Here is an 18,862-nt window from a genome sequence, read left to right on the forward strand (position 1 = left end):
GAAGGAGGAACGACAGGATCTGGATTCTTCGCTGTGCTCAGAATGACTGTCACAACAAAAAGAGGCAAGGAATTATATCCTCGCCTCTTTAGTCATTCAAGATAATTACATTCTACTTTGAACGACAGCCACTGTTTCAGCACAAATGATGGCAGCCTGCTCGAAGAGTCTGGCTCGTTCAGCCTTAACACGCTCTTGATAAGCCTCATCTTTAATCCCTGGAAGGTTGATATCAACGCTCAACATAGCCGATTTGAGGGCACTTTCCGCTAAATAAGCGGAAACCCCGACATCGCTGATGGCCCCTTTGTTTCCGATGGGTGCCAGCTTTTGAGCTAATTGCAGAACTCTAAAACAATTTTGGGAAATTCCCAGCGGTGTATCAGTAGCGGAAACCAAGACTTCTTGCATTTTTGCAGCACGTGCAGCTTTTTCTTCGTCAGTGCCTTTTGGTAATTTTAAGACATCCATGAAATTGGAGAATTCAGCGATATCTTGACTCAATCCAGTCTTTAGGTTGTTTAAGACTGTTTCTGCCTCAGCCAAGATCTCTTTCGCTTCAGGTTCTACCTCTTTATACTTTTCCTTACCGATGGTGAGGTTAGCTACCATACAAGTCATTGAGGCAGCAAGTGCTCCGACATAGGCAGAAACACTTCCGCCCCCAGGTGTTGGTGAGGAACTTGCAGACACGGTTAAAAATTCTTCCGTGCTCCACTCCCAAATTTTATTCATATCCATTAGCGAGCCCCTCCTTGCAGAACGATTCCCTTTAGAACATTACGCATAATTAGGGCTGTGGTTAAGGAACCCACGCCACCAGGAACTGGAGAAATCCGATCGGCCACTTCTTGTACTGCTTCGAAATCCACGTCTCCGCAAATTCCTCCAGGAATTTCATTAATCCCTGCATCGACAACGATAGCCCCGGCTTTGACCATATCCTTCTTAATCAGTTTTGCGCGGCCCACAGCAGCAATTAAAATATCTGCCTGACGTGTGTGGGCACCTAAGTCCGGAGTTCTTGAGTGACAAATGGTTACAGTCGCATTGTGCTTGAGAATTAGGAAAACTAATGGTTTGCCAACGGTTTCTCCACGGCCGACGATAACCACATGTTTACCGGCAATTTCAACACCTGAACGCAGAAGTAACTCAATACAGCTTTGAGGGGTCGCTGGAAATAGTCCGTCCTCACCGCTGAGAATATATCCACGATTAATTGGGTGAACTCCATCGACGTCCTTGTCTGGGCGAACTGCAGCCATTACCTTTTCCTTCTGAATTCCTTTAGGAAGTGGGAGTTCAATCATAATACCATGAATACTTTGATCATTATTGAGACTTTCAATCTTTGCTAAAATGTCTGCTTCGGGCGTAGAACCGGGCATTTCAAAAAGCTCAAAAGCCATACCTATGCCCTCACATACCTTTTGTTTAGACCGTGCATACACGACGGATGCGGGGTCATCCCCCACTAAAATCACTGCAAGTTTAGGTTGCACTCCCTTTTCTTTCCACTGTGCAATCTCCTCGCGTATTTCTTCCTTAAGGATTTTAGATACTGCTTTACCATCTAGTAATTGTGCCAAAATACACACCCCTTTCGAAATATTATGATTTTTGTACTTCCAGGACCCCCACGTTATTAGTGAGAGCCCGGATTTCACTGAAATGAGCCTTTGCTAGAGCGAGCTTACTTTCCTTTGAGATAATTATCTATACCAGCGGCAGCCTTTTTGCCAGCGCCCATAGCCAAAATAACGGTTGCAGCACCTGTTACGATGTCTCCACCTGCGAAAACGCCTGGTTTTGATGTCATCAGTGTTTCTGGGTCTGCGACAATATTCCCTCGCTTATTTAACTCCAAGCCAGGGGTTGATGTTGTTACGAGAGGATTTGGACCCTGTCCGATTGCTACGACTACCGTGTCCATAGGAATTTCAAATTCGGATCCTTTAATGGCAATAGGGGAACGTCGTCCAGAAGCGTCTGGCTCTCCAAGTTCATAACGCAAGCAGGTCAGGCTTTTTACCCATCCACGCTCGTCCCCTTCGATCGCAACAGGATTCGTTAGCAGACGGAATTGGATTCCTTCTTCTTCTGCATGTTCAAGCTCTTCTTTACGTGCCGGCATCTCATCACGTGAACGACGATAGATGATGTAAACATTTTCTGCACCTAAGCGTAAGGCAGTACGTGCAGAATCCATAGCAACGTTTCCGGCACCCAGCACTGCAACATTTTTGCCTACTTTTACTGGTGTCGCATAATCAGGGAATTTGTAACCCTTCATCAAATTTGTCCGAGTTAAAAACTCATTAGCTGAATAGACTCCATTTAAGTTTTCTCCGGGAATATCCATGAAGTACGGAAGTCCGGCGCCTGTGCCAATAAATGCTGCGTCATATCCATTTTCCAGGAGTTCGTCCACAGAAGTGATTTTACCAACAACTTGATTCGTAAGAATTTCAACACCCATTTCCTTGAGGTTGTCAATTTCTGTTTGGACAATCTCCTTCGGCAAACGGAATTGTGGAATTCCATACATTAGTACGCCCCCGGCAACGTGTAAGGCTTCAAAAACAGTCACTGCATGTCCTGCTTTTGCTAAGTCTCCAGCACAGGCTAATCCAGCAGGGCCAGCTCCGATGATGGCGACACGTTTACCGCTTGGTTCAGGTTTTTCAAACTCGGATTTACCAGCTTTCATGCCGAAGTCGGCTGCAAAGCGTTCTAGTCGACCAATTGCCACAGACTCTCCTTTGATCCCTAGGATGCACTTGCTTTCACATTGGTTTTCTTGCGGGCAGACTCGACCACAAACCGCTGGCAAGGAATTTTTTATCTTCAGTACATTCCCAGCTTCCTGGAAATCACCTTCGGCAATCTTTTTAATAAAATCCGGTATAAGAACGGACACAGGGCATCCGGCAATACATTTAGGGTTTTTACATTGTAAGCAACGCTTTGCTTCTTCTATAGCTGTTTCTTCTGAGTAGCCTAACGCGACTTCTTCAAAATTACGTGCTCTTACCTCAGGTTCTTGGCAAGGCATTTCATGACGAGGGATTTTTACTTTTTTTGTGCTTTCAACTTTCTCTGTCATTAGTGATGCCCTCCTTCTTTACCACAATCACATTCTAGGCGTGCCTTTGCCTGGTTTTCTTCGTCCTTATAAAAAGCTAGGCGTTTCATAGCTAAATCAAAATCAACTAGGTGTCCATCAAACTCAGGTCCATCGACACAGGCAAATTTAGTTTCATTGCCTACACTAATACGGCAAGCACCACACATTCCTGTTCCATCAACCATGATTGGGTTCATGCTTACAATCGTTTTAATACCTAAGGAACGGGTATAATCTACAACGGCTTTCATCATAATCATAGGACCAATTGCCCAAATCGCCTTAACCTGATGTCCTTGAGCCAAAACTTCTGCAAGCCCGTCCGTAACGAACCCCTTAACCCCTTTACTCCCGTCATTGGTGGCAATTACAACTTCACTGCTTGCGGCGCGCATTTCATCTTCTAAAATCAATAAATCCGCACTTCTCGATCCTAAGACAGATATGACGTGATTTCCGGCCTCTTTCAAAGCTCGAGCAATTGGATGAACAGGAGCAATACCTAAACCTCCCCCAATGCAAACAACAGTGCCATAATTTTCAACTTCTGAGGCAACTCCCAGAGGCCCTACAAAATCTTGGAATTCATCCCCTTCGTTCATACGGGTGATGATGGCTGAAGAATACCCTACATCTTGTACAACAATCGTGATAGTTCCCTTTTCACGGTCAAAATCCATTACAGTCAACGGAATACGCTCACTTAACTCGTCTAAACGGACAATTACAAATTGCCCTGGCTCCACTTTCGCGGCCACGGCCGGTGCATTGACTTCCAGCAAGGCAATACCGGTTGCCAACAATCTTTTTTTAACAACGTGGTACATTTGTCTCCTCCTCAAAATAATTATTCATGGTCTTAACTTAATTCGTTATCACTTAATTCGATATCTTTACTAATTATCCTTCATAGTTGTCATAGTATTTTAAAAAAAACAAGTAAAGTGATTATTTCACAAAAAACTCCTATTAGTTAATATCAATAATATTTTTGTAATAGGGATTTTAATAGTCAGACTATTCTAAATAAATAGATTATTTTGGAACTTCTATCTTGATTATAGGTTTAAAATAGTTTCTTAAGATTTACTTGAATCAAATCCCTTTTGTTCTACTTTCATGGCATTGTCCACAATCCGATCTAAAATACCATTAACAAACTTTGCAGATTCTTCCCCACCAAAACGTTTTGCTAATTCAATAGCTTCGTTGAGACTTACTCGACCAGGGATATCCGAACGAAAAAGAATTTCGTAGGTAGCCAAACGCATAACGTTTCGATCTACATTTGCCATACGGCTGATCGTCCAATCTTGAGCATAGGAGGCGATGGTTTGATCGATTTCCTCCTGATGGGCTATTGTCCCATCGACAAGTTCCTGTGCAAAGACCCTGCTAGGTTCGGGCACAACAAATTCTTCAGCCCAACGTTGCACTTCTTTATCTGTAATCACTGGTTCTTTTGTCAGGTCCCTTTGAAAGAGCACTTGTAATGCCGTTTCTCGAGCTAGTCTTCGACTCAAGAAAATTCCTCCCTAAAGTTACAATAGTTTATTAAGCTAGCAGTTGCTAGAACTTATTAAAAGTTTTCTCAAACCACGTAGAAATATCCTTATAATCATCTTGACGCTTACCCAAGAAAAATCCAAGCACTGAAAAGGTGGTCACTACTAGTGTTCGCCAAAATCCAAGGGTTACCAGTAGTAATCCTAACAAAAATCCTAATGATGTTCCCAAGAACTTACCAGGATGGCTGTCCAAGGCCCAAACTAAAAACGTCGAAATTTTCGCTCCAACCTTCGACCAAAACCCGCTCATCGGACGCGTACTGAGCGAACCTTTTCCAAATTACGCACCAGCACTTTCACCTCTGCTACAATAATTCCCGTATAGAGTTCGACATCCTCTTTGACTTTGGTTAATATTTCTCCGGATACTTGAGGTATCAGGACACCCTGCTCAAACTGACACATTACAATAATTTCAAGTCCAGCTTCACGCTGTCTGAGGCTTGATTTCACTTGGACTACTCCCTGCAAGGATTTTGCACTGCGAGCAATAATCTCCTGCAAAGCATCCTGAGAAATTCGAACATCACCATTTTTGGAGGACGTTCGAAATGAATGGTCTGTGCTTGCACGCGGTCGCAGGAACAATAGCAACCCTAGCAAGAGTAAAACTCCAGCCACAACGATACTTTCCCATGGGTTTACTCTTAACCAGTTTAACCCATCAGCGATCAAAAAATATGGAAGTCCCCATCCTGTGGCGATGGCTAATATCCAAAGTGCCACAAGGATCAGAAGGAATCCAAACGTGTAGACCAACATCGTCGTCCCTTCTTTCAGAAACCCCCCCTGGTGTTTCCAGAGGGGGTTTTCTTAAGTTTTTTTATTTCAGACGTAAATCTTCCTCTTTGGTTTCAGGTAATGGTTTAAAATTTACCCCTTGCACATGAACATTAGCTTCTACAACTTTCAGTCCAGTCATACTTTCAATGGCATCTTTGACTGCTTCTTGCACACTAAATGCCACATCGGGAATCGATACCCCATACTCAACTACAATAAATAAGTCTACGGCTACCTCATGTTCGCCGACTTCGACCTTAACCCCTTTAGACAGATTTTTATTTCTCCCTAACATGTTCGCGAGATCCCCTACCAGACCTCCACTCATGCCTACTACGCCCTCTACCTCAGAAGCAGCTAATCCGGCAATAACTTCCACCACTTCATCTGCAATTCGAATAGAGCCCAGGGAATTATCTGTTCCTAAACTTTCCATGCCCTCACCCCCTAGTTCGAAGTTCGATATTCGATATTCTTGGTTAGAATATCCAATATTGGACTTCACATATTACGTTAAGTAAACATATCCCTCTTTACCAGATAAGTCAACTAAACTATAGATGGAGTGTTACACTCCATCTATGATAAGTTTCCATTATCTACATGACGTTGATATTATACCAAATTAAGGCGGGCCTGGCAAAGGCTATATTGATAATTTGTGCTTCCGGTCCGCAGTTGGTCCGTAGTCAGTGGTTCTGATCCGGTTATGAAAGCAACTCTAGCGCTATGTCATCCTGAAGGAGGAACTACTGAAGGATCTAGTACTTCGCAGGCAAAATTATTCGCACGCAAGATTCTTCGCTACGCTCAGAATGACAAACATCGAACCACGAATTTACTCTCCTAGGATACGGCGCTGTATAAAGTTCGTATACACTTCTCCACGTTGGTAGAAAGCATTGTCCAAAACTTTCAAGTGGAAAGGGATCGTCGTATGAATTCCTTCAATGACATATTCCTCTAGCGCACGCTTCATACGAGCAATGGCCTCTTGCCTAGTGGCTCCCCAAACAATCAACTTCCCAACCATTGAGTCATAATATGGGGAAACCGTATACCCTTGGTAGACTGCGCTATCGACTCGAACTCCTGGTCCACCCGGAGCATGGTAGAGATTGATTAACCCCGGTGAAGGCATAAAGTTTTTATCCGGATTTTCCGCATTAATTCGACACTCGATTGCCCAGCCTCGAAGTTGAATATCCTCTTGAGTATAGCCCAGCGGTTCGCCTGCTGCTAAACGAATTTGCTCTTTGACTAGGTCCAGCCCGGTTACCATTTCTGTCACCGGATGCTCCACCTGTATACGCGTATTCATTTCAATAAAGTAAAAGTTCCCATGACGATCTAACAAAAACTCGATGGTTCCGGCATTTGAATAGTTAGCAGACTTGGCTGCTTGGACCGCTACAGAGCCCATTTTTGCTCTCATTTCTGGAGTTAAAGCACTTGAAGGAGATTCTTCCAGAAGCTTTTGATGACGACGTTGTAAAGAACAATCTCGTTCTCCCAAATGAACCACATTACCATAGTTATCCCCTAGTATCTGAATCTCGATGTGTCTAGGTTCTTCTACGTATTTCTCAAGATAAACCTCGGAATTTCCAAAGGAAGCCTGGGCCTCGTTTTGAGCTGCCTGGATGGATTTGCTCAATTCTTTAGGATTCTGAGCAACTCGCATCCCCTTTCCTCCGCCTCCTGCTGAAGCTTTGATTAAGACCGGGTATCCAATTTCTTGAGCAACGATGGCCGCCTTTTTTTCGTCTGTAATAATATCTTTAGAACCTGGAACGACAGGAACGCCACCCTCGATCATTGTTTTTCGGGCCATGGCCTTATCTCCCATAGTTTCAATAACTTGACGGGATGGTCCAATAAATGTGATATTACACGACTCGCATATCTCTGAGAATCGGGCATTTTCAGAAAGGAAACCGTATCCTGGATGAATTGCATCCGCCCCGGTTAATTCTGCAGCGCTGATGATGTTAGGGATATTCAGATAACTCTTAGCACTTGCCACAGGGCCAATGCAGACCGCTTCGTCCGCGGCCTTGACGTGCAACGCTTCCCGATCCCCCTCGGAAAAAACGGCGACGGTCTCAATATCAAGCTCGCGACAGGCTCGAATAATGCGCAAAGCAATTTCTCCGCGATTCGCGATCAGGATTTTCTTAAACATGCTTACTTCTCCTTATTTTTCAATGACGAACAACGGCTGACCATATTCTACAGGCTGACCGTTCTCAACAAGAATTTGAACTACGTTCCCTTCAACCTCGGACTCAATTTCATTCATAAGTTTCATGGCCTCAACGATACAAACAGGTTGACCCACTTCAACATGCTGCCCAACTTTTACATAGGGAGGCGCTTCAGGGGATTGTGAGCTGTAGAAGGTCCCTACCATGGGAGATGTAATAGTTTCGGTATTCGCGCTAATCACAGGTTCCGGCGCCGCTTTGATGGCTGTCTCAAGCTTTTGAGTTGATTGACCAGGCTCGCTTGTGGTAACTACTGGGCTCACCTCTTGCCGGGCAACGGCGGTAACTGGGACACTTGTAATGATACCTGGTCCTTTGCGAATTGCAATTTTTACGCCATCGCTTTCAAGATTTAGTTCGCTTATTTCTGTCTCATCTATAATTTGGATTAATTCTTTGATTTCTTGTAAATTCAATTTCGAATCCTCCTTAGATAACAAAGTAGTCCGTGTTTCCTTGACCACTTTTGTTTCCAACTTTGATACAACTCCACGCTCTCGCTCTTCAAAAAACTTCTTAGCTATCTGAGGGAAAAGTGCATAACTCACGACATCTTCTGCAGATTGAGCTAACTCAATGCTGTCGAGCTTTGCCTTCACCATACCAGGCTCTAAACTATCTGCCGGACGACCAGACAAGGGTTCTTCATCTCCGATAATTTTGTGTTGAATTTCGGTGTTAATCGGCGCTGGAGGATTGCCATATAATCCACGCACATAGCCTTTGACTTCACCTGGCACTAATTTATATCTTACCCCACTAAGGACATTTAATACTGCTTGTGTCCCTACTATTTGACTGGTAGGGGTTACTAAGGGCGGAAATCCTAATTCTGCGCGGACCTTCGGGATCTCCTCTAAGACATCATGTATGCGTTCTAAGGCCCCTTGTTCTTCCAATTGAGACACTAGGTTGGAGATCATTCCTCCTGGAACCTGATGTTCAAAGACTCTCATATCCGAGATCCGAGTGATACCACGTTCGAAGCCACGATTTTTACGCAGTGCTTCGAAATATTTTGCTATATGAAACAGTTTTTTCAAATTTAAGCCTGAATCAAATTCGGTGTCTTGAAAGGCCCGAACCACGGTTTCGACAGGAGGCTGGCTTGCACCAAAGGCTAAGGGAACACTGGCGGTGTCTACGATATCCACCCCTGCTTCAGCTGCCTTTAAGTAGGTTCCGACAGCCATTCCACCAATATAATGACTATGCAAATGAATCATAATTCCTAATTCTTTTTTCAACAATGAAATTAGTTCATAAGCCTTAATCGGAGTAAGCAATCCGGCCATATCTTTAATACAAAGGGAGTCTGCGCCGAGCTCAGCAAGTGCTGTAGCTGTTTCCAAGTAATGTTTTGTGGTATGCACAGGACTAATCGTATAAACAACGGATGCCTGAACATGGGCTCCTGACTTTTTGGCTGCTTCGATGGGAACAACCATATTTCGAACATCGTTAAGCGCGTCAAAAATCCGGATGATATCGATACCATTTTTAACACTCAATTCCACAAATTCGCGCACAACATCATCGGGATAATGCTGATAACCGACTAAAGACTGGCCTCTCAGCAACATTTGCAAGGGCGTCTTTTTGACGCGACTTTTGATTTGTCTTAGACGTTCCCAAGGATCTTCACCCAAAAAACGCAGACACACATCAAAGGTGGCTCCTCCCCATACCTCCAGAGAGAAATACCCTGCCTCATCCAGTTCAGTTAGGATGGGCAGCATATCTTCTGTACTCATCCGAGTCGCCCAAAGACTTTGGTGAGCATCTCGTAACGTCGTATCTGTAATCTTAATTGGTTTCACTGCCGTCATCCCCTCTTTTTATATGCGCCCATTCTGTAAGTTTCTATAATGGGAGCTTCTCACTTCTTATTCTATATAATGAAACAGCTATGTACTATTATATGGGGGTACCTAGTCTTTTTCAACAAAATGAGTTTAAGTATACAATAAACACCTTATTGTGATCACTATTTAAGTATTCATGGTTTAATTATGTTGCCTAATATAGCAAATTTGGCAATTCAAAAAGCTGTCTCCTATCATAAAAGGTAACAGCTTTTATTGTTTCCAAAGTGGGGACTATTCATTTTGTTCAATTCTTTAGATGTTTAACCACCGTATTAAGCAATTTCTCAGGTTGAAACGGTTTTGCCACAAAGTCAACTGCACCCTGGTTCAAGGCTTCCTGAACAATGTTTTCATTAGCCACAGCACTACAAATAACCACTTTAGCCATCGGATCAAAGCTCAAAATCTCCTTAAGAGCCGCTAATCCATCAAGTTCAGGCATGGTAATATCCATCAGCGTTAGGTCTGGTTTAATCGACTTAAATTGTTCTACTGACTGGCGACCGTTTTCAGCCTCTATAATGTCGGTTAAACCCTGCCGAGCAAGAATCTGACGAATCATTAGACGCATAAAACTCGCATCATCAGCAATGAGAATTTTGCTCATTTTCAGTGTCTCCCACCCTCTCGTCCTGGGACTTTCGTCCTACTATATCAAGTAGTTCGCTTTGACAGAGTCATTTTCCTGCTTAATAATGATAGAACTTTTTGAACTATACCTATTTCTTAGATGATATTGTAATTTTATCTAAGCTAACATTGGTTACTCGAACCACAATTTCTTGTATAAGATCCCTTTCATGAGGAGTTAGTGTTGGCGCATAGACAATCACCGTGACATGTTCAGGAAAAACATCTGCCACTGCATCTTCAAACCCTTTTAGTTTAAGTAAATTTTCAATTTCTTCTTCTCTTTGTATTTTAGAACTGAGTTCTAGCCATTTCTCTTGTGCTTGTGCTTTGCTTTTCTCAACGGTCGAGTCCAGCAACTTTGAAAGCATTGCTTTTGCCTCTTGGCGAAGCTGTTCTCGTTTTAAGCGATAATTGACGAAATAATCTCCCCCTGCGTCATTAGGTTTGACAGTTTCAACTTCAAACTGAATTGAGGGATCGACCACTTGAGCATTAACAGGTAAACTTGCTTGTCTTGACAGATACGCGTGGGGCTCGTAGGTGATGAACCTCACACCAATTATTCCCATTAAAGCTACAAGTCCAATAATGCCTATTATCCATAACTTAGATTTATGCCCAACCAATAAAAGGATCGGCCTGCTTATATGCTTTAACATCATGCTCCACCCATTGGTACGACAGTAATTCTAGCGCTGGGAATATTCAATAAGGTTTGAACCGCTGTATGAATCCCTTCCCTTACTTTTGGGTCTCGTGCCCCCTCAGCAATAATTAATACTCCACCAATTTCCGGACGATCTTCCATCACGATAACTGGTTGGGCGGAACCACTGGGCATGACAACTTGGTGATTTTCTGTAATCTCCGTCGTTTCACGAGTACCACCCGTCTTATCAGTTTCTTTATTTGTTCGTTTAGTGACATTGTTATTTCGAACATACTCATTCTTTAGCCCAGTTAAAAAATTTACAGAAACTTGAACCTTGCCTACCCCATCCATCATCAGAATATTAGTTTGCAGTTTATTTTCTAACTCCTTCTCTAAAACACCAATCTTTGTACTTGGACTTGAAATACTTGTTGTCGCAGCTTCTGTTTGTGGGCTCTGAATAGATCCAGGTCCCTTTCCGAGATAAATAAAGGCCATACCTATTGCTACAAGAGAGACTAAGCTTACCAAAAGTTTATCCGATGAAATCTTTTTCATCCAATCCACAAGTTTACCTCCTCCCAAATTATCCACAACTATTTAGCTTTCTTGAACGAAGACTTTCTCTTTAGCCAAATTCATAAAGGTTGCAATTCGTTCTCTCACCTCTTCTGCCTTTGGAGAATGTATACCCACTGTATCCTGTGCTTCCCCAATAATTACAGGTTTTACTAATTGAATTTCTTGGGCAGACGTTAACGAGACATGTATCTCGTTAATCCTAGGCTGGTCGATCATTCCTCCTGCACCCTCTTCAAATCGAACCTCAACCTCCGCATCTCCAACCCCTGAAACTCCCATAGCTAGCGCTTTAATTTGGTTAATTAGAATCTGACGATATTGTTCCTGAACAGCATCCCTCCCAATTTGGGCCCCTTGGCCTTCGACGGCTATTGCTGGTAAATCCTGAGGAGTTGTGATAGTCCAAGCTGGAATATCCATGGACAATGGAGTATGTAGAAACGTGGTAATTGGAGTGAGAATCGCCGAGATCACAAATAGTCCCATCACCATCTGAACAAACCCGCGCATGGATTTATTAGGCAAAAGCATTTCTAAAAAAGTAGCTAGTAATAAAATTAATGCCAAATTACGCACAAGTGTTTGTAACGTCTGCACGGCACTCTCCTCCTTAGTGCAACATCACTGAAAAGGTTCCCGTCCCAACTGCCACGGCTACAGCCATAAAAAACATAATTGCTACTGAAGCAACCGTGACCAATATGAAGATTAAACTTTTTGACATATCTTGAAGACTATCTGCAAGGGGCTTTTCACCAAGAGGCTCTATAAGTGCAGCAGAAATGCGAAATACTAGGATCATTGCTAAGATTTTTACCAGAGGCCCTAAGCAGATAATAATGATAGCAATTAAGGCAATGATTCCCACGGCATTCTTCATAAGCAGTCCTGATGTAATCACTAGTTCAACGGCATCTTTAAAAAACTTGCCTACCACAGGAACTAAATCGGCAGAATACTTGGCCGTCCGAAAAACGACACTATCGGCAACCCCTCCGGTTACCCCCTGAACTGTCATGACTCCGATAAATACGGTCATAATTACACCTAAGGAAAGCTTACCAGCGAATTCAAACAGTCCAGCCAGTTTGCTTAGCTTGAATTGCTCCGAGATATGATTAAAAAGCTTAAGAACAGCTGCTAGAAAAAAAAGCGGCAATATAACCGTCTTAATAATCGTTGCTAATACTGTCAAACTACCCATAATCAGAGGTTTAAACAATGCTGCGCTGGTTAGATTCCCCATGGTAATTAGTAAGGTCAAAATAACCGGAAACATAGTTTGCATGAGACCGACCATTCGATCAATAGCTCCTGTAGCAATATTCAAAGACTCTCTAAAGGAGGTTATAGCTAAGCTTAAAAGGACGAGATAAGTCATGACTTGGGCAATTTTACCGACATTTCCCCCAAAAGCAACTTGAAGTTGTCCAAGTACGGCACCTAGTACAGCTAACATGAGTAGTTTTCCAATCAAGGGTGCAGTCCCTAGAATTTGATGACCTAATACGGAAAGGAACGTCTTTCCCAAGTTTTCTGGTTTTAGGCTCAGCTCTCCACTCTTAAGATCCTCAAATGTTCGTACTAAAGAAAAACCTGGCATTGCTTTCTGAACGTCGCTATCCAACTGTTCCAGAAAGCCCCGCATTTGACTCAAGTCGACCTCTTGTAAAAGATCGACCTGTCCCAAGGGTTGAGGGGCAACCTCCTCTGCTAAAACCGTCGAAGTTGTCCCACTAAAGATGAAAACTAATAGTACCAAACTGACCATGAATCGTGGCAAATACATCACCTCACGGAACGAGTCGTACCAGTGACTCTGTAATGGCTACAATAATAGGTATCGCTATGAGAATAACCCCGACTTTTGCCGCTAGTTCAATTTTAGTGGCTAAGGCACTTTCTCCCGCATCCCGGCAAATTTGAGCACCGAATTCGGCGAGATAGGCGACACCGACAATTTTTAGAATGATAAGTAAATAGTAAGAACTAATATTGGCCTGGTCTGCAAGAGTCTGAAGCAAATCCACAATAACTCTGATTTTACTAATAACAAGAATAAAGATGGATGCTCCTGCTAAAATTGAAAGTTGTAAGGCAATTTCCGGTCGAATCTGCTTAAGAACTACACCAAGCACGGTAACTATTAGGGCTAGTCCCACGATTTGCCAAATTTCCACGCTTTAGCCCCCTAATAAAGGTTAAAAACACTCTTAACCAAAGTAAATAATTCGGCTATTGATTGTACTACAATATAGAGAACCACTATAACACCCATGATTGTAACACCCTGAGCCATTTCACTGCGCCCGGATTGATTTAGGACAGTTGCTAATACTCCTACCAAAATACCAATACCTGCGACTGTTATAATTAAGTTAAAGCTCATTAACCCAACTCCTCTCCTTGGTTAAATCAAAACGAGCACTCCTGCAATTCCACCAAGAAATCCTAGATACGACCACATTTTCGCTTGTTTCCCTGACCAAATTTCCGCTTGCTCCTTCATTAAAATAAGTTGCCGTTGAACAAGTTCGATCTGCTTGTGCTGTTCCGTCCGATCAGACCGTCCCAATCCTTTTCCAACATCAGCGATTATCTGCCAATCCTCTGGCTTTAGACAAAAGTGTGCATTCTGAATTATCACCGTCTCTTTCCAAGCTGTACTTGCTGACTCCCCCCGTTGCAATCGCTCCTGGAGTTCTTCAAAAAAGCCTTGCCAAGGTGTATCTGTCCGTTCTTTTACTAAGCAGAATGCCTCAGGCAAAGGAGTCGCTCCCCAGACTATTTCAGTATCTAGAAGTGCTAAGGCCATCGAACATTCTCGCAATTCTAAAGGTCGTCGTCGTATTCGATGGGCAAACCAAAGTCCCAAACATCCACACCCAGCAATGAGCGCAATACATCCTAGTACCAGCATCACAGGATCCTCCCTGTTCTCAGATCATAAACTCCATCTATCGTTCCAGGTCCATGTCGTCTGCTTAAGACAACTAAACGTTCAAACACTCCTTGATCTAAGAGATGTTTAATAACAGGTCTACTCCGTGCTTCCTCAATCGAGCTGGCGTGAGCCGTACTTAGAATCTGCACCCCCGTACGTAAAGCATCCGTTATAGCGTTAGCATCGTCGGCATGCCCAATCTCATCCATAGCCAACACTTGAGGGGACATGGAACGCACCAGCATACTCATCCCACTTGCCTTTGGGCATCCGTCCAGAACGTCTGTCCGATATCCCAAATCATAGGTCGGAACCCCCTGCCACATTCCAGCAAGTTCTCCACGTTCATCCACAACTCCAACAGTCTGCCCGTTTAATCCTACTTGAGGAACTCCATTGCTGATCGAACGAATAAGATCTCTCAAGAGAGTTGTTTTACCAGCACGGGGAGGGGAAATCAACAAGGTATGATAAACTGTCCCAGCCATACTAAGTAGCAATGGCAAGATCTTCTGGCTCAATCCAGGAATATCCCTTGCAATACGTAGATTTAAAGAAGAGATATGCTTCATTGTTTGAATTTTACCTTGCTGCAGAACTACTTCACCTGCTACACCTACTCGATTCCCTCCGGGAAGGGTTATAAAGCCCTGCTTGAGATCCTCTTCAACTGCGTAAACCGAGCTATGGGTCATCCGTTCAAGGGCACAGGCCAAATCTTCATGTTTTATGAAGTAGGCATTATTGGGACTTGTTATCTCACCTTCCTGATTGATAAAAAGATCTCTGTCTAACGTTCGTAGCAAGAGTGGCTTACCCACTCTTAAGCGCAGCTCTTCGATCTTCTGATAATCCACACCCTTAAGGCTGACTAAAATGAAACGTATGTCGTCCCCAAACCACTTAGCCATGTCTGTCCACAAAGCTGCGCTCTTGCTAAGCTCAGGATGACTCCCATTCTTTTGTGGAGGGATTGACTTCAGTAAGGTTGACATAACTTTTGGTTCCTGAACAACAGATAGAGTATAATGTAGCGACACTTTAATGCCCCCCCTTGTTAGAAGGTATGTCCAACCTTTTGGTTTTAGACATGTTTCCTTTGTAAAAAGAGAGGAAGTTTCTTAGCACGTTCGCACAACGTTCCATTGCTATTCGCTTGTCGCTCAGGCTAAACCGCAAAACTTCTGGGCTTTCTGCATGTGAACAGTTGCGGTTCTTCACGCCTGATCAACTGCGCTCATTGACGCAATTCCACTAATCGTGCTCTCTAAGCTAAGAAACTTCCTCTGGCGTTGGAGTCGCCGGGGGGAGTAATACGGCAAAACAGACCAGAAACTAGTACGCAAATGAGGGACGGCTCTGGACTTGCAGAGCAATGGTCACGATCACACGGCGAGAAACCTTTGCTTGAGTCGTAGCCAAACTCGGCTTTAAATTGACTTTCTTAAAGCAGGGCGGAACACACGGACGTGTTCCGCCGACCATGCGACAAGGATGTCGCTTTGGTCGGGAACCCTGCCCGCTTTCATCAGGATTTAAAGCCCTAGTTTGGCACGACGAACGCATGGTTGAACAAGTGTGCTCGCGACCCTCTCCTCTCCTGATTGCCCACTTCCTAGCAACTGATCGCACGCGTCGCTTCTCCAATGAAGAAAGCCGGGCACATGACAACTCATGTACCCGGCTTAAAAGAACGACATCCGTGTTTAGTTTAGTTGGAAGTCCGAACAAATAACCTTTCGGCTTCTTCCGTTGGGACCGCTTTACTAAATAGGTATCCTTGCATTTCGTCACACAATCTGTCTTTGAGAAAGGCTCGTTGGTTGATCGTTTCTACCCCTTCTGCAATAACTTTTAAGTGTAGGTTTTTAGCAAGCTGGATTATAGCTGTGACAACTTCCTCCCCATTTTCTCCGGTACTGATATCATTAATAAAGGATCGGTCAATTTTCAGGGTATCGATAGGCATGCGCCTTAAATAATTTAGTGAGGAAAAGCCCGTTCCGAAATCATCGATTGAAATTCGTACGCCTAACTGTTTAAAGGCACTCAACATTTCCAGTGTGGTTTCACCTTTTTCCATGGCAATGCTTTCGGTAATCTCCAGTTCCAGCCAGCGTGAATCTAGTTCGGTCTCCTCGAGAATTTGCTGTACCAACTTGATAAAATTCGGTTCTTGAAATTGCCTAGCGGAAATGTTTACCGACATACGCACAGGCTCGTATCCTTGAGTTTGCCAGAGCTTATTTTGAGCACAGGCTGTACGTAAAACCCACTCTCCAATTGGTACGATCAAGCCGGTCTCCTCAGCGATAGAAATAAAATCCTCTGGAGAAACCATTCCGAGCTCGACAGAATTCCAGCGTATGAGGGCTTCCAGTCCCACAATGACTCCACTCTCTAAATCCACCTGGGGTTGATAGTGGAGGACAAATTCACCACGGACTAAGGCTTTACGAAGACTGTTTTCCGTCGAAAGCCTTTGATTAGCTTTAATATTAAGTCCAGCAGTAAAAAACTGACAATTGTTTCGTCCCTTCTCCTTTGCATAGTACATTGCAGTATCTGCCTGCTTCACCAAGGCTTCTAAATCATTCCCATCAGTCGGATAAAGACTAATTCCAATACTTGCACTTATGTAAATTTCATTGCCCTCTAATATAATTGGTTGAGCAAAGATTCCACAGATTCGTTCGGATACTGAAGCTGCTTCTAACTCATCCCTGATCTCCGGTAGTAAAACCAAGAATTCATCTCCGCCCTGCCTAGCAACGGTATCTCCCTCACGTAAAGTTTGACGAATCCGTTCAGCAACGTGAATGAGCAGTTGATCCCCCAGGTTATGCCCCATGGTATCATTAATGAGCTTAAAGCGGTCCAAATCCAAAAACATAACCGCTAACTTGCCCTTTTTGCGCTTGGCTTGTGCAATTGCTTGCCTTAAGTGCTCATTAAACAGGAGTCTATTAGGAAGCCCAGTTAAGGCATCATGTTGGGCTTGATGGGCAAGTTCTTTCATGTGATTTCTCTTATAACTAACATCACGAAAAACGAGAACTGCACCTATAACTGTATTTTCTCTATCACGTATGGGGGCAGCGGATTCTTCGATGGCAAGAGTAACCCCCGCTTTATTTATTAGCGCTGTATTATCAGATAGACAGACTACACGTCCTTCTCTAAGACTGCGGACAATGGGAATTTCCGCGGCTTCACCAGTTTCTTCATTGACAGTCTTAAAAATCGACTCTAAGGAAAGTCCCGCCGCCTCGGCATTTGACCAACCTGTTAAGGCCTCAGCAACTGGGTTAATATACTCTACGTTCATGTGAACATCCGTGGTGATTACTGCATCTCCGATGGACTCTAGAGTGACTTGAGCACGTTCTTTCTCCAACCAGACTTCAGCCTCGACCTCCTTACGTTTGGAAATATCCCGAATGAGACTAATAATAATTGGTTTGCCATTCGAGGTTGCGCCCTTGGCGCTGATGTCAATAGGAAAAACACTTCCATCTTTGCAAATATGCTTCAGCTCAAACTGCATTCCTTTTGGTGCATTTTGGAGAAAGTAGGGAACGGTTGAATGGTCCTCTGGCAAACGAAGCTTACTGAAAGGCATATTCGTTAATTCATCACGAGAATAACCATATCGCTTCACTGCCGCCTCATTAGCATCAATAATCTGCCCTTCCGGGCTGATAAATATTATAATATCCAGCACCTCATCTGCCAAAAGCCGATAGCGCTCTAAGACTGCGCGATCTTTGATGAGAGCTTGCTCTGATTTCTGGAGGGTTTTATATCCGTAATGAATAAGTAGGTAAAGCAAGATTGACGTCACAAGGATAAAGAGTCCACCTTTAAATGTCGATAACTGAAGTAATTTCTGATCATTCGTTTCTATTCTTCCTAATAAACGGTCAGAAAAAAGAATCCATAACCAGCCAACGAGCCCATAAAGAATGGAAATACGCAGAGGAGTGACCTGGCTAAAATTCCACTTATAGTTCATTTCCCAAGCACTCCTTTCTGTACTATCAGACTTCCATGCCGCTTGGCGGCGTCACCACTGATGAATGAAAATAGGTCCTTTGGGTCGGGTAGCTTCGCCCACATCCGCTCACCGCAGCATTCCGAGGCTCGCCCACTCGCCGGTGCTGGACTTCGCCAAACCTCCGGGTAGTACCTGATGTGAACCCGTGGCTACGTTTCCCCGCACCGGCTTGTGGGCTTTTACCGCCTCTCCATGCAATGGGTTCGCTTCTGTGGACAAAGCTGCCCTGCTTGCGGGTCTGGGGAATCTTCAGATTGTTTTGGAGCTTTCGGGTTCCTTTTTTCAGGGCAGACCCCCATGCCGCTTCGCAGCACCATCAGATGATGAAAAGGGCAACTGAAGGCTGCCTGAGATTTTTACTAGCGCCAACTGAGTATT

The 18,862-nt window shown here is 43.8% G+C and carries 22 protein-coding genes; 1 reads left to right on the forward strand and 21 read right to left on the reverse strand.

What is annotated here, in order from left to right; all coding sequences use genetic code 11:
- Positions 1-105: 105 nt before the first annotated feature.
- The 8 genes from HGJ98_RS10275 to HGJ98_RS10310 form a co-directional block, all read right to left on the reverse strand.
- Positions 106-741, reverse strand: coding sequence for a cyclodeaminase/cyclohydrolase family protein (locus HGJ98_RS10275; RefSeq protein WP_291351063.1), 636 nt, complete (start codon positions 739-741; stop codon positions 106-108).
- Positions 741-1,592 carry a bifunctional 5,10-methylenetetrahydrofolate dehydrogenase/5,10-methenyltetrahydrofolate cyclohydrolase gene (locus tag HGJ98_RS10280; RefSeq protein ID WP_291351064.1) on the reverse strand — a complete coding sequence of 284 codons (852 nt, stop codon included), beginning with the start codon at positions 1,590-1,592 and terminating at the stop codon, positions 741-743. The genes HGJ98_RS10275 and HGJ98_RS10280 overlap by 1 nt, the downstream gene beginning before the upstream one ends.
- Positions 1,593-1,696: 104 nt before the next feature.
- On the reverse strand, positions 1,697-3,109 hold the full coding sequence (gene gltA / locus HGJ98_RS10285; protein WP_291351066.1) for an NADPH-dependent glutamate synthase: 1,413 nt from the start codon (positions 3,107-3,109) through the stop codon (positions 1,697-1,699).
- Positions 3,109-3,957, reverse strand: a complete 849-nt coding sequence (locus HGJ98_RS10290; protein WP_291351068.1) for a sulfide/dihydroorotate dehydrogenase-like FAD/NAD-binding protein — start codon at positions 3,955-3,957, stop codon at positions 3,109-3,111. Before HGJ98_RS10290 ends, gltA begins: the two co-directional genes overlap by 1 nt.
- A gap of 252 nt (positions 3,958-4,209) precedes the next feature.
- The gene (gene nusB / locus HGJ98_RS10295) at positions 4,210-4,653 is read right to left on the reverse strand and encodes a transcription antitermination factor NusB (protein WP_291351069.1); all 444 of its coding nucleotides are present in this window, start codon (positions 4,651-4,653) and stop codon (positions 4,210-4,212) included.
- A 46-nt stretch (positions 4,654-4,699) separates the two neighbouring features.
- Positions 4,700-4,948, reverse strand: coding sequence for a DUF2273 domain-containing protein (locus HGJ98_RS10300; protein WP_291351071.1), 249 nt, complete (start codon positions 4,946-4,948; stop codon positions 4,700-4,702).
- Positions 4,945-5,460, reverse strand: a complete 516-nt coding sequence (gene amaP / locus HGJ98_RS10305) for an alkaline shock response membrane anchor protein AmaP (protein WP_291351073.1) — start codon at positions 5,458-5,460, stop codon at positions 4,945-4,947. Before amaP ends, HGJ98_RS10300 begins: the two co-directional genes overlap by 4 nt.
- A gap of 61 nt (positions 5,461-5,521) precedes the next feature.
- Entirely contained in the window at positions 5,522-5,917 is a 396-nt protein-coding gene (locus HGJ98_RS10310; protein WP_291351075.1) for an Asp23/Gls24 family envelope stress response protein, read from the reverse strand.
- 225 nt (positions 5,918-6,142) lie between these two features.
- Between HGJ98_RS10310 and HGJ98_RS10315 the strand changes: the two genes are divergently transcribed.
- Positions 6,143-6,331: a hypothetical protein gene (locus HGJ98_RS10315; RefSeq protein ID WP_291351077.1), complete on the forward strand. Its 189-nt coding sequence runs from the start codon at positions 6,143-6,145 to the stop codon at positions 6,329-6,331.
- Here HGJ98_RS10315 and accC read toward each other — a convergent pair.
- The 13 genes from accC to HGJ98_RS10380 all read right to left on the reverse strand — a co-directional run bounded on the left by accC (position 6,320) and on the right by HGJ98_RS10380 (position 18,442).
- On the reverse strand, positions 6,320-7,666 hold the full coding sequence (gene accC / locus HGJ98_RS10320; protein WP_291351078.1) for an acetyl-CoA carboxylase biotin carboxylase subunit: 1,347 nt from the start codon (positions 7,664-7,666) through the stop codon (positions 6,320-6,322). The two genes, HGJ98_RS10315 and accC, sit on opposite strands and share 12 nt — an antisense overlap.
- 12 nt (positions 7,667-7,678) lie before the next feature.
- Positions 7,679-9,568 carry an acetyl-CoA carboxylase biotin carboxyl carrier protein gene (accB, locus tag HGJ98_RS10325; RefSeq protein ID WP_291351080.1) on the reverse strand — a complete coding sequence of 630 codons (1,890 nt, stop codon included), beginning with the start codon at positions 9,566-9,568 and terminating at the stop codon, positions 7,679-7,681.
- A 292-nt stretch (positions 9,569-9,860) separates the two neighbouring features.
- The gene (locus HGJ98_RS10330; protein WP_291351081.1) at positions 9,861-10,223 is read right to left on the reverse strand and encodes a response regulator; all 363 of its coding nucleotides are present in this window, start codon (positions 10,221-10,223) and stop codon (positions 9,861-9,863) included.
- A gap of 112 nt (positions 10,224-10,335) precedes the next feature.
- Complete coding sequence (locus HGJ98_RS10335; protein WP_291351083.1) at positions 10,336-10,908, reverse strand: SpoIIIAH-like family protein; 573 nt, start codon at positions 10,906-10,908, stop codon at positions 10,336-10,338.
- Entirely contained in the window at positions 10,908-11,468 is a 561-nt protein-coding gene (locus HGJ98_RS10340; protein WP_291351085.1) for a stage III sporulation protein AH, read from the reverse strand. The genes HGJ98_RS10335 and HGJ98_RS10340 overlap by 1 nt, the downstream gene beginning before the upstream one ends.
- A gap of 33 nt (positions 11,469-11,501) precedes the next feature.
- Positions 11,502-12,080, reverse strand: coding sequence for a stage III sporulation protein AF (locus HGJ98_RS10345; protein ID WP_291351087.1), 579 nt, complete (start codon positions 12,078-12,080; stop codon positions 11,502-11,504).
- A gap of 13 nt (positions 12,081-12,093) precedes the next feature.
- Complete coding sequence (gene spoIIIAE / locus HGJ98_RS10350) at positions 12,094-13,266, reverse strand: stage III sporulation protein AE (RefSeq protein ID WP_291351088.1); 1,173 nt, start codon at positions 13,264-13,266, stop codon at positions 12,094-12,096.
- A 10-nt stretch (positions 13,267-13,276) separates the two neighbouring features.
- Positions 13,277-13,663 (reverse strand): stage III sporulation protein AD, encoded by a 387-nt coding sequence (spoIIIAD, locus tag HGJ98_RS10355; protein ID WP_291351090.1) that lies wholly within the window; start codon positions 13,661-13,663, stop codon positions 13,277-13,279.
- 11 nt (positions 13,664-13,674) lie between these two features.
- A complete protein-coding gene (spoIIIAC, locus tag HGJ98_RS10360; protein ID WP_291351092.1) occupies positions 13,675-13,872 on the reverse strand; it encodes a stage III sporulation protein AC in 198 nt (65 codons plus the stop codon).
- 21 nt (positions 13,873-13,893) lie between these two features.
- Positions 13,894-14,403, reverse strand: coding sequence for a stage III sporulation protein AB (locus HGJ98_RS10365; protein WP_291351094.1), 510 nt, complete (start codon positions 14,401-14,403; stop codon positions 13,894-13,896).
- Positions 14,403-15,467 carry a stage III sporulation protein AA gene (spoIIIAA, locus tag HGJ98_RS10370; protein WP_291351096.1) on the reverse strand — a complete coding sequence of 355 codons (1,065 nt, stop codon included), beginning with the start codon at positions 15,465-15,467 and terminating at the stop codon, positions 14,403-14,405. The genes HGJ98_RS10365 and spoIIIAA overlap by 1 nt, the downstream gene beginning before the upstream one ends.
- 295 nt (positions 15,468-15,762) lie before the next feature.
- Complete coding sequence (locus HGJ98_RS10375; RefSeq protein ID WP_291351097.1) at positions 15,763-16,059, reverse strand: hypothetical protein; 297 nt, start codon at positions 16,057-16,059, stop codon at positions 15,763-15,765.
- Between the two features lie 79 nt (positions 16,060-16,138).
- Positions 16,139-18,442: a bifunctional diguanylate cyclase/phosphodiesterase gene (locus HGJ98_RS10380; RefSeq protein WP_291351099.1), complete on the reverse strand. Its 2,304-nt coding sequence runs from the start codon at positions 18,440-18,442 to the stop codon at positions 16,139-16,141.
- Positions 18,443-18,862: the final 420 nt, after the last annotated feature.

This window comes from Desulfosporosinus sp., from assembly GCF_014237355.1.
Classification (GTDB): domain Bacteria; phylum Bacillota; class Desulfitobacteriia; order Desulfitobacteriales; family Desulfitobacteriaceae; genus Desulfosporosinus.

What these genes read in the sequence shown, in the direction of transcription:
- HGJ98_RS10275 (WP_291351063.1), bottom strand. Translation starts at nt 741, where the DNA reads ATGGATATGAATAAAATTTGGGAGTGGAGCACGGAAGAATTTTTAACC.
- gltA (WP_291351066.1), bottom strand. Translation starts at nt 3,109, where the DNA reads ATGACAGAGAAAGTTGAAAGCACAAAAAAAGTAAAAATCCCTCGTCAT.
- HGJ98_RS10290 (WP_291351068.1), bottom strand. Translation starts at nt 3,957, where the DNA reads ATGTACCACGTTGTTAAAAAAAGATTGTTGGCAACCGGTATTGCCTTG.
- HGJ98_RS10300 (WP_291351071.1), bottom strand. Translation starts at nt 4,948, where the DNA reads ATGAGCGGGTTTTGGTCGAAGGTTGGAGCGAAAATTTCGACGTTTTTA.
- amaP (WP_291351073.1), bottom strand. Translation starts at nt 5,460, where the DNA reads ATGTTGGTCTACACGTTTGGATTCCTTCTGATCCTTGTGGCACTTTGG.
- HGJ98_RS10310 (WP_291351075.1), bottom strand. Translation starts at nt 5,917, where the DNA reads ATGGAAAGTTTAGGAACAGATAATTCCCTGGGCTCTATTCGAATTGCA.
- accC (WP_291351078.1), bottom strand. Translation starts at nt 7,666, where the DNA reads ATGTTTAAGAAAATCCTGATCGCGAATCGCGGAGAAATTGCTTTGCGC.
- HGJ98_RS10330 (WP_291351081.1), bottom strand. Translation starts at nt 10,223, where the DNA reads ATGAGCAAAATTCTCATTGCTGATGATGCGAGTTTTATGCGTCTAATG.
- HGJ98_RS10335 (WP_291351083.1), bottom strand. Translation starts at nt 10,908, where the DNA reads ATGTTAAAGCATATAAGCAGGCCGATCCTTTTATTGGTTGGGCATAAA.
- spoIIIAC (WP_291351092.1), bottom strand. Translation starts at nt 13,872, where the DNA reads ATGAGCTTTAACTTAATTATAACAGTCGCAGGTATTGGTATTTTGGTA.
- HGJ98_RS10365 (WP_291351094.1), bottom strand. Translation starts at nt 14,403, where the DNA reads ATGCTGGTACTAGGATGTATTGCGCTCATTGCTGGGTGTGGATGTTTG.
- HGJ98_RS10380 (WP_291351099.1), bottom strand. Translation starts at nt 18,442, where the DNA reads ATGAACTATAAGTGGAATTTTAGCCAGGTCACTCCTCTGCGTATTTCC.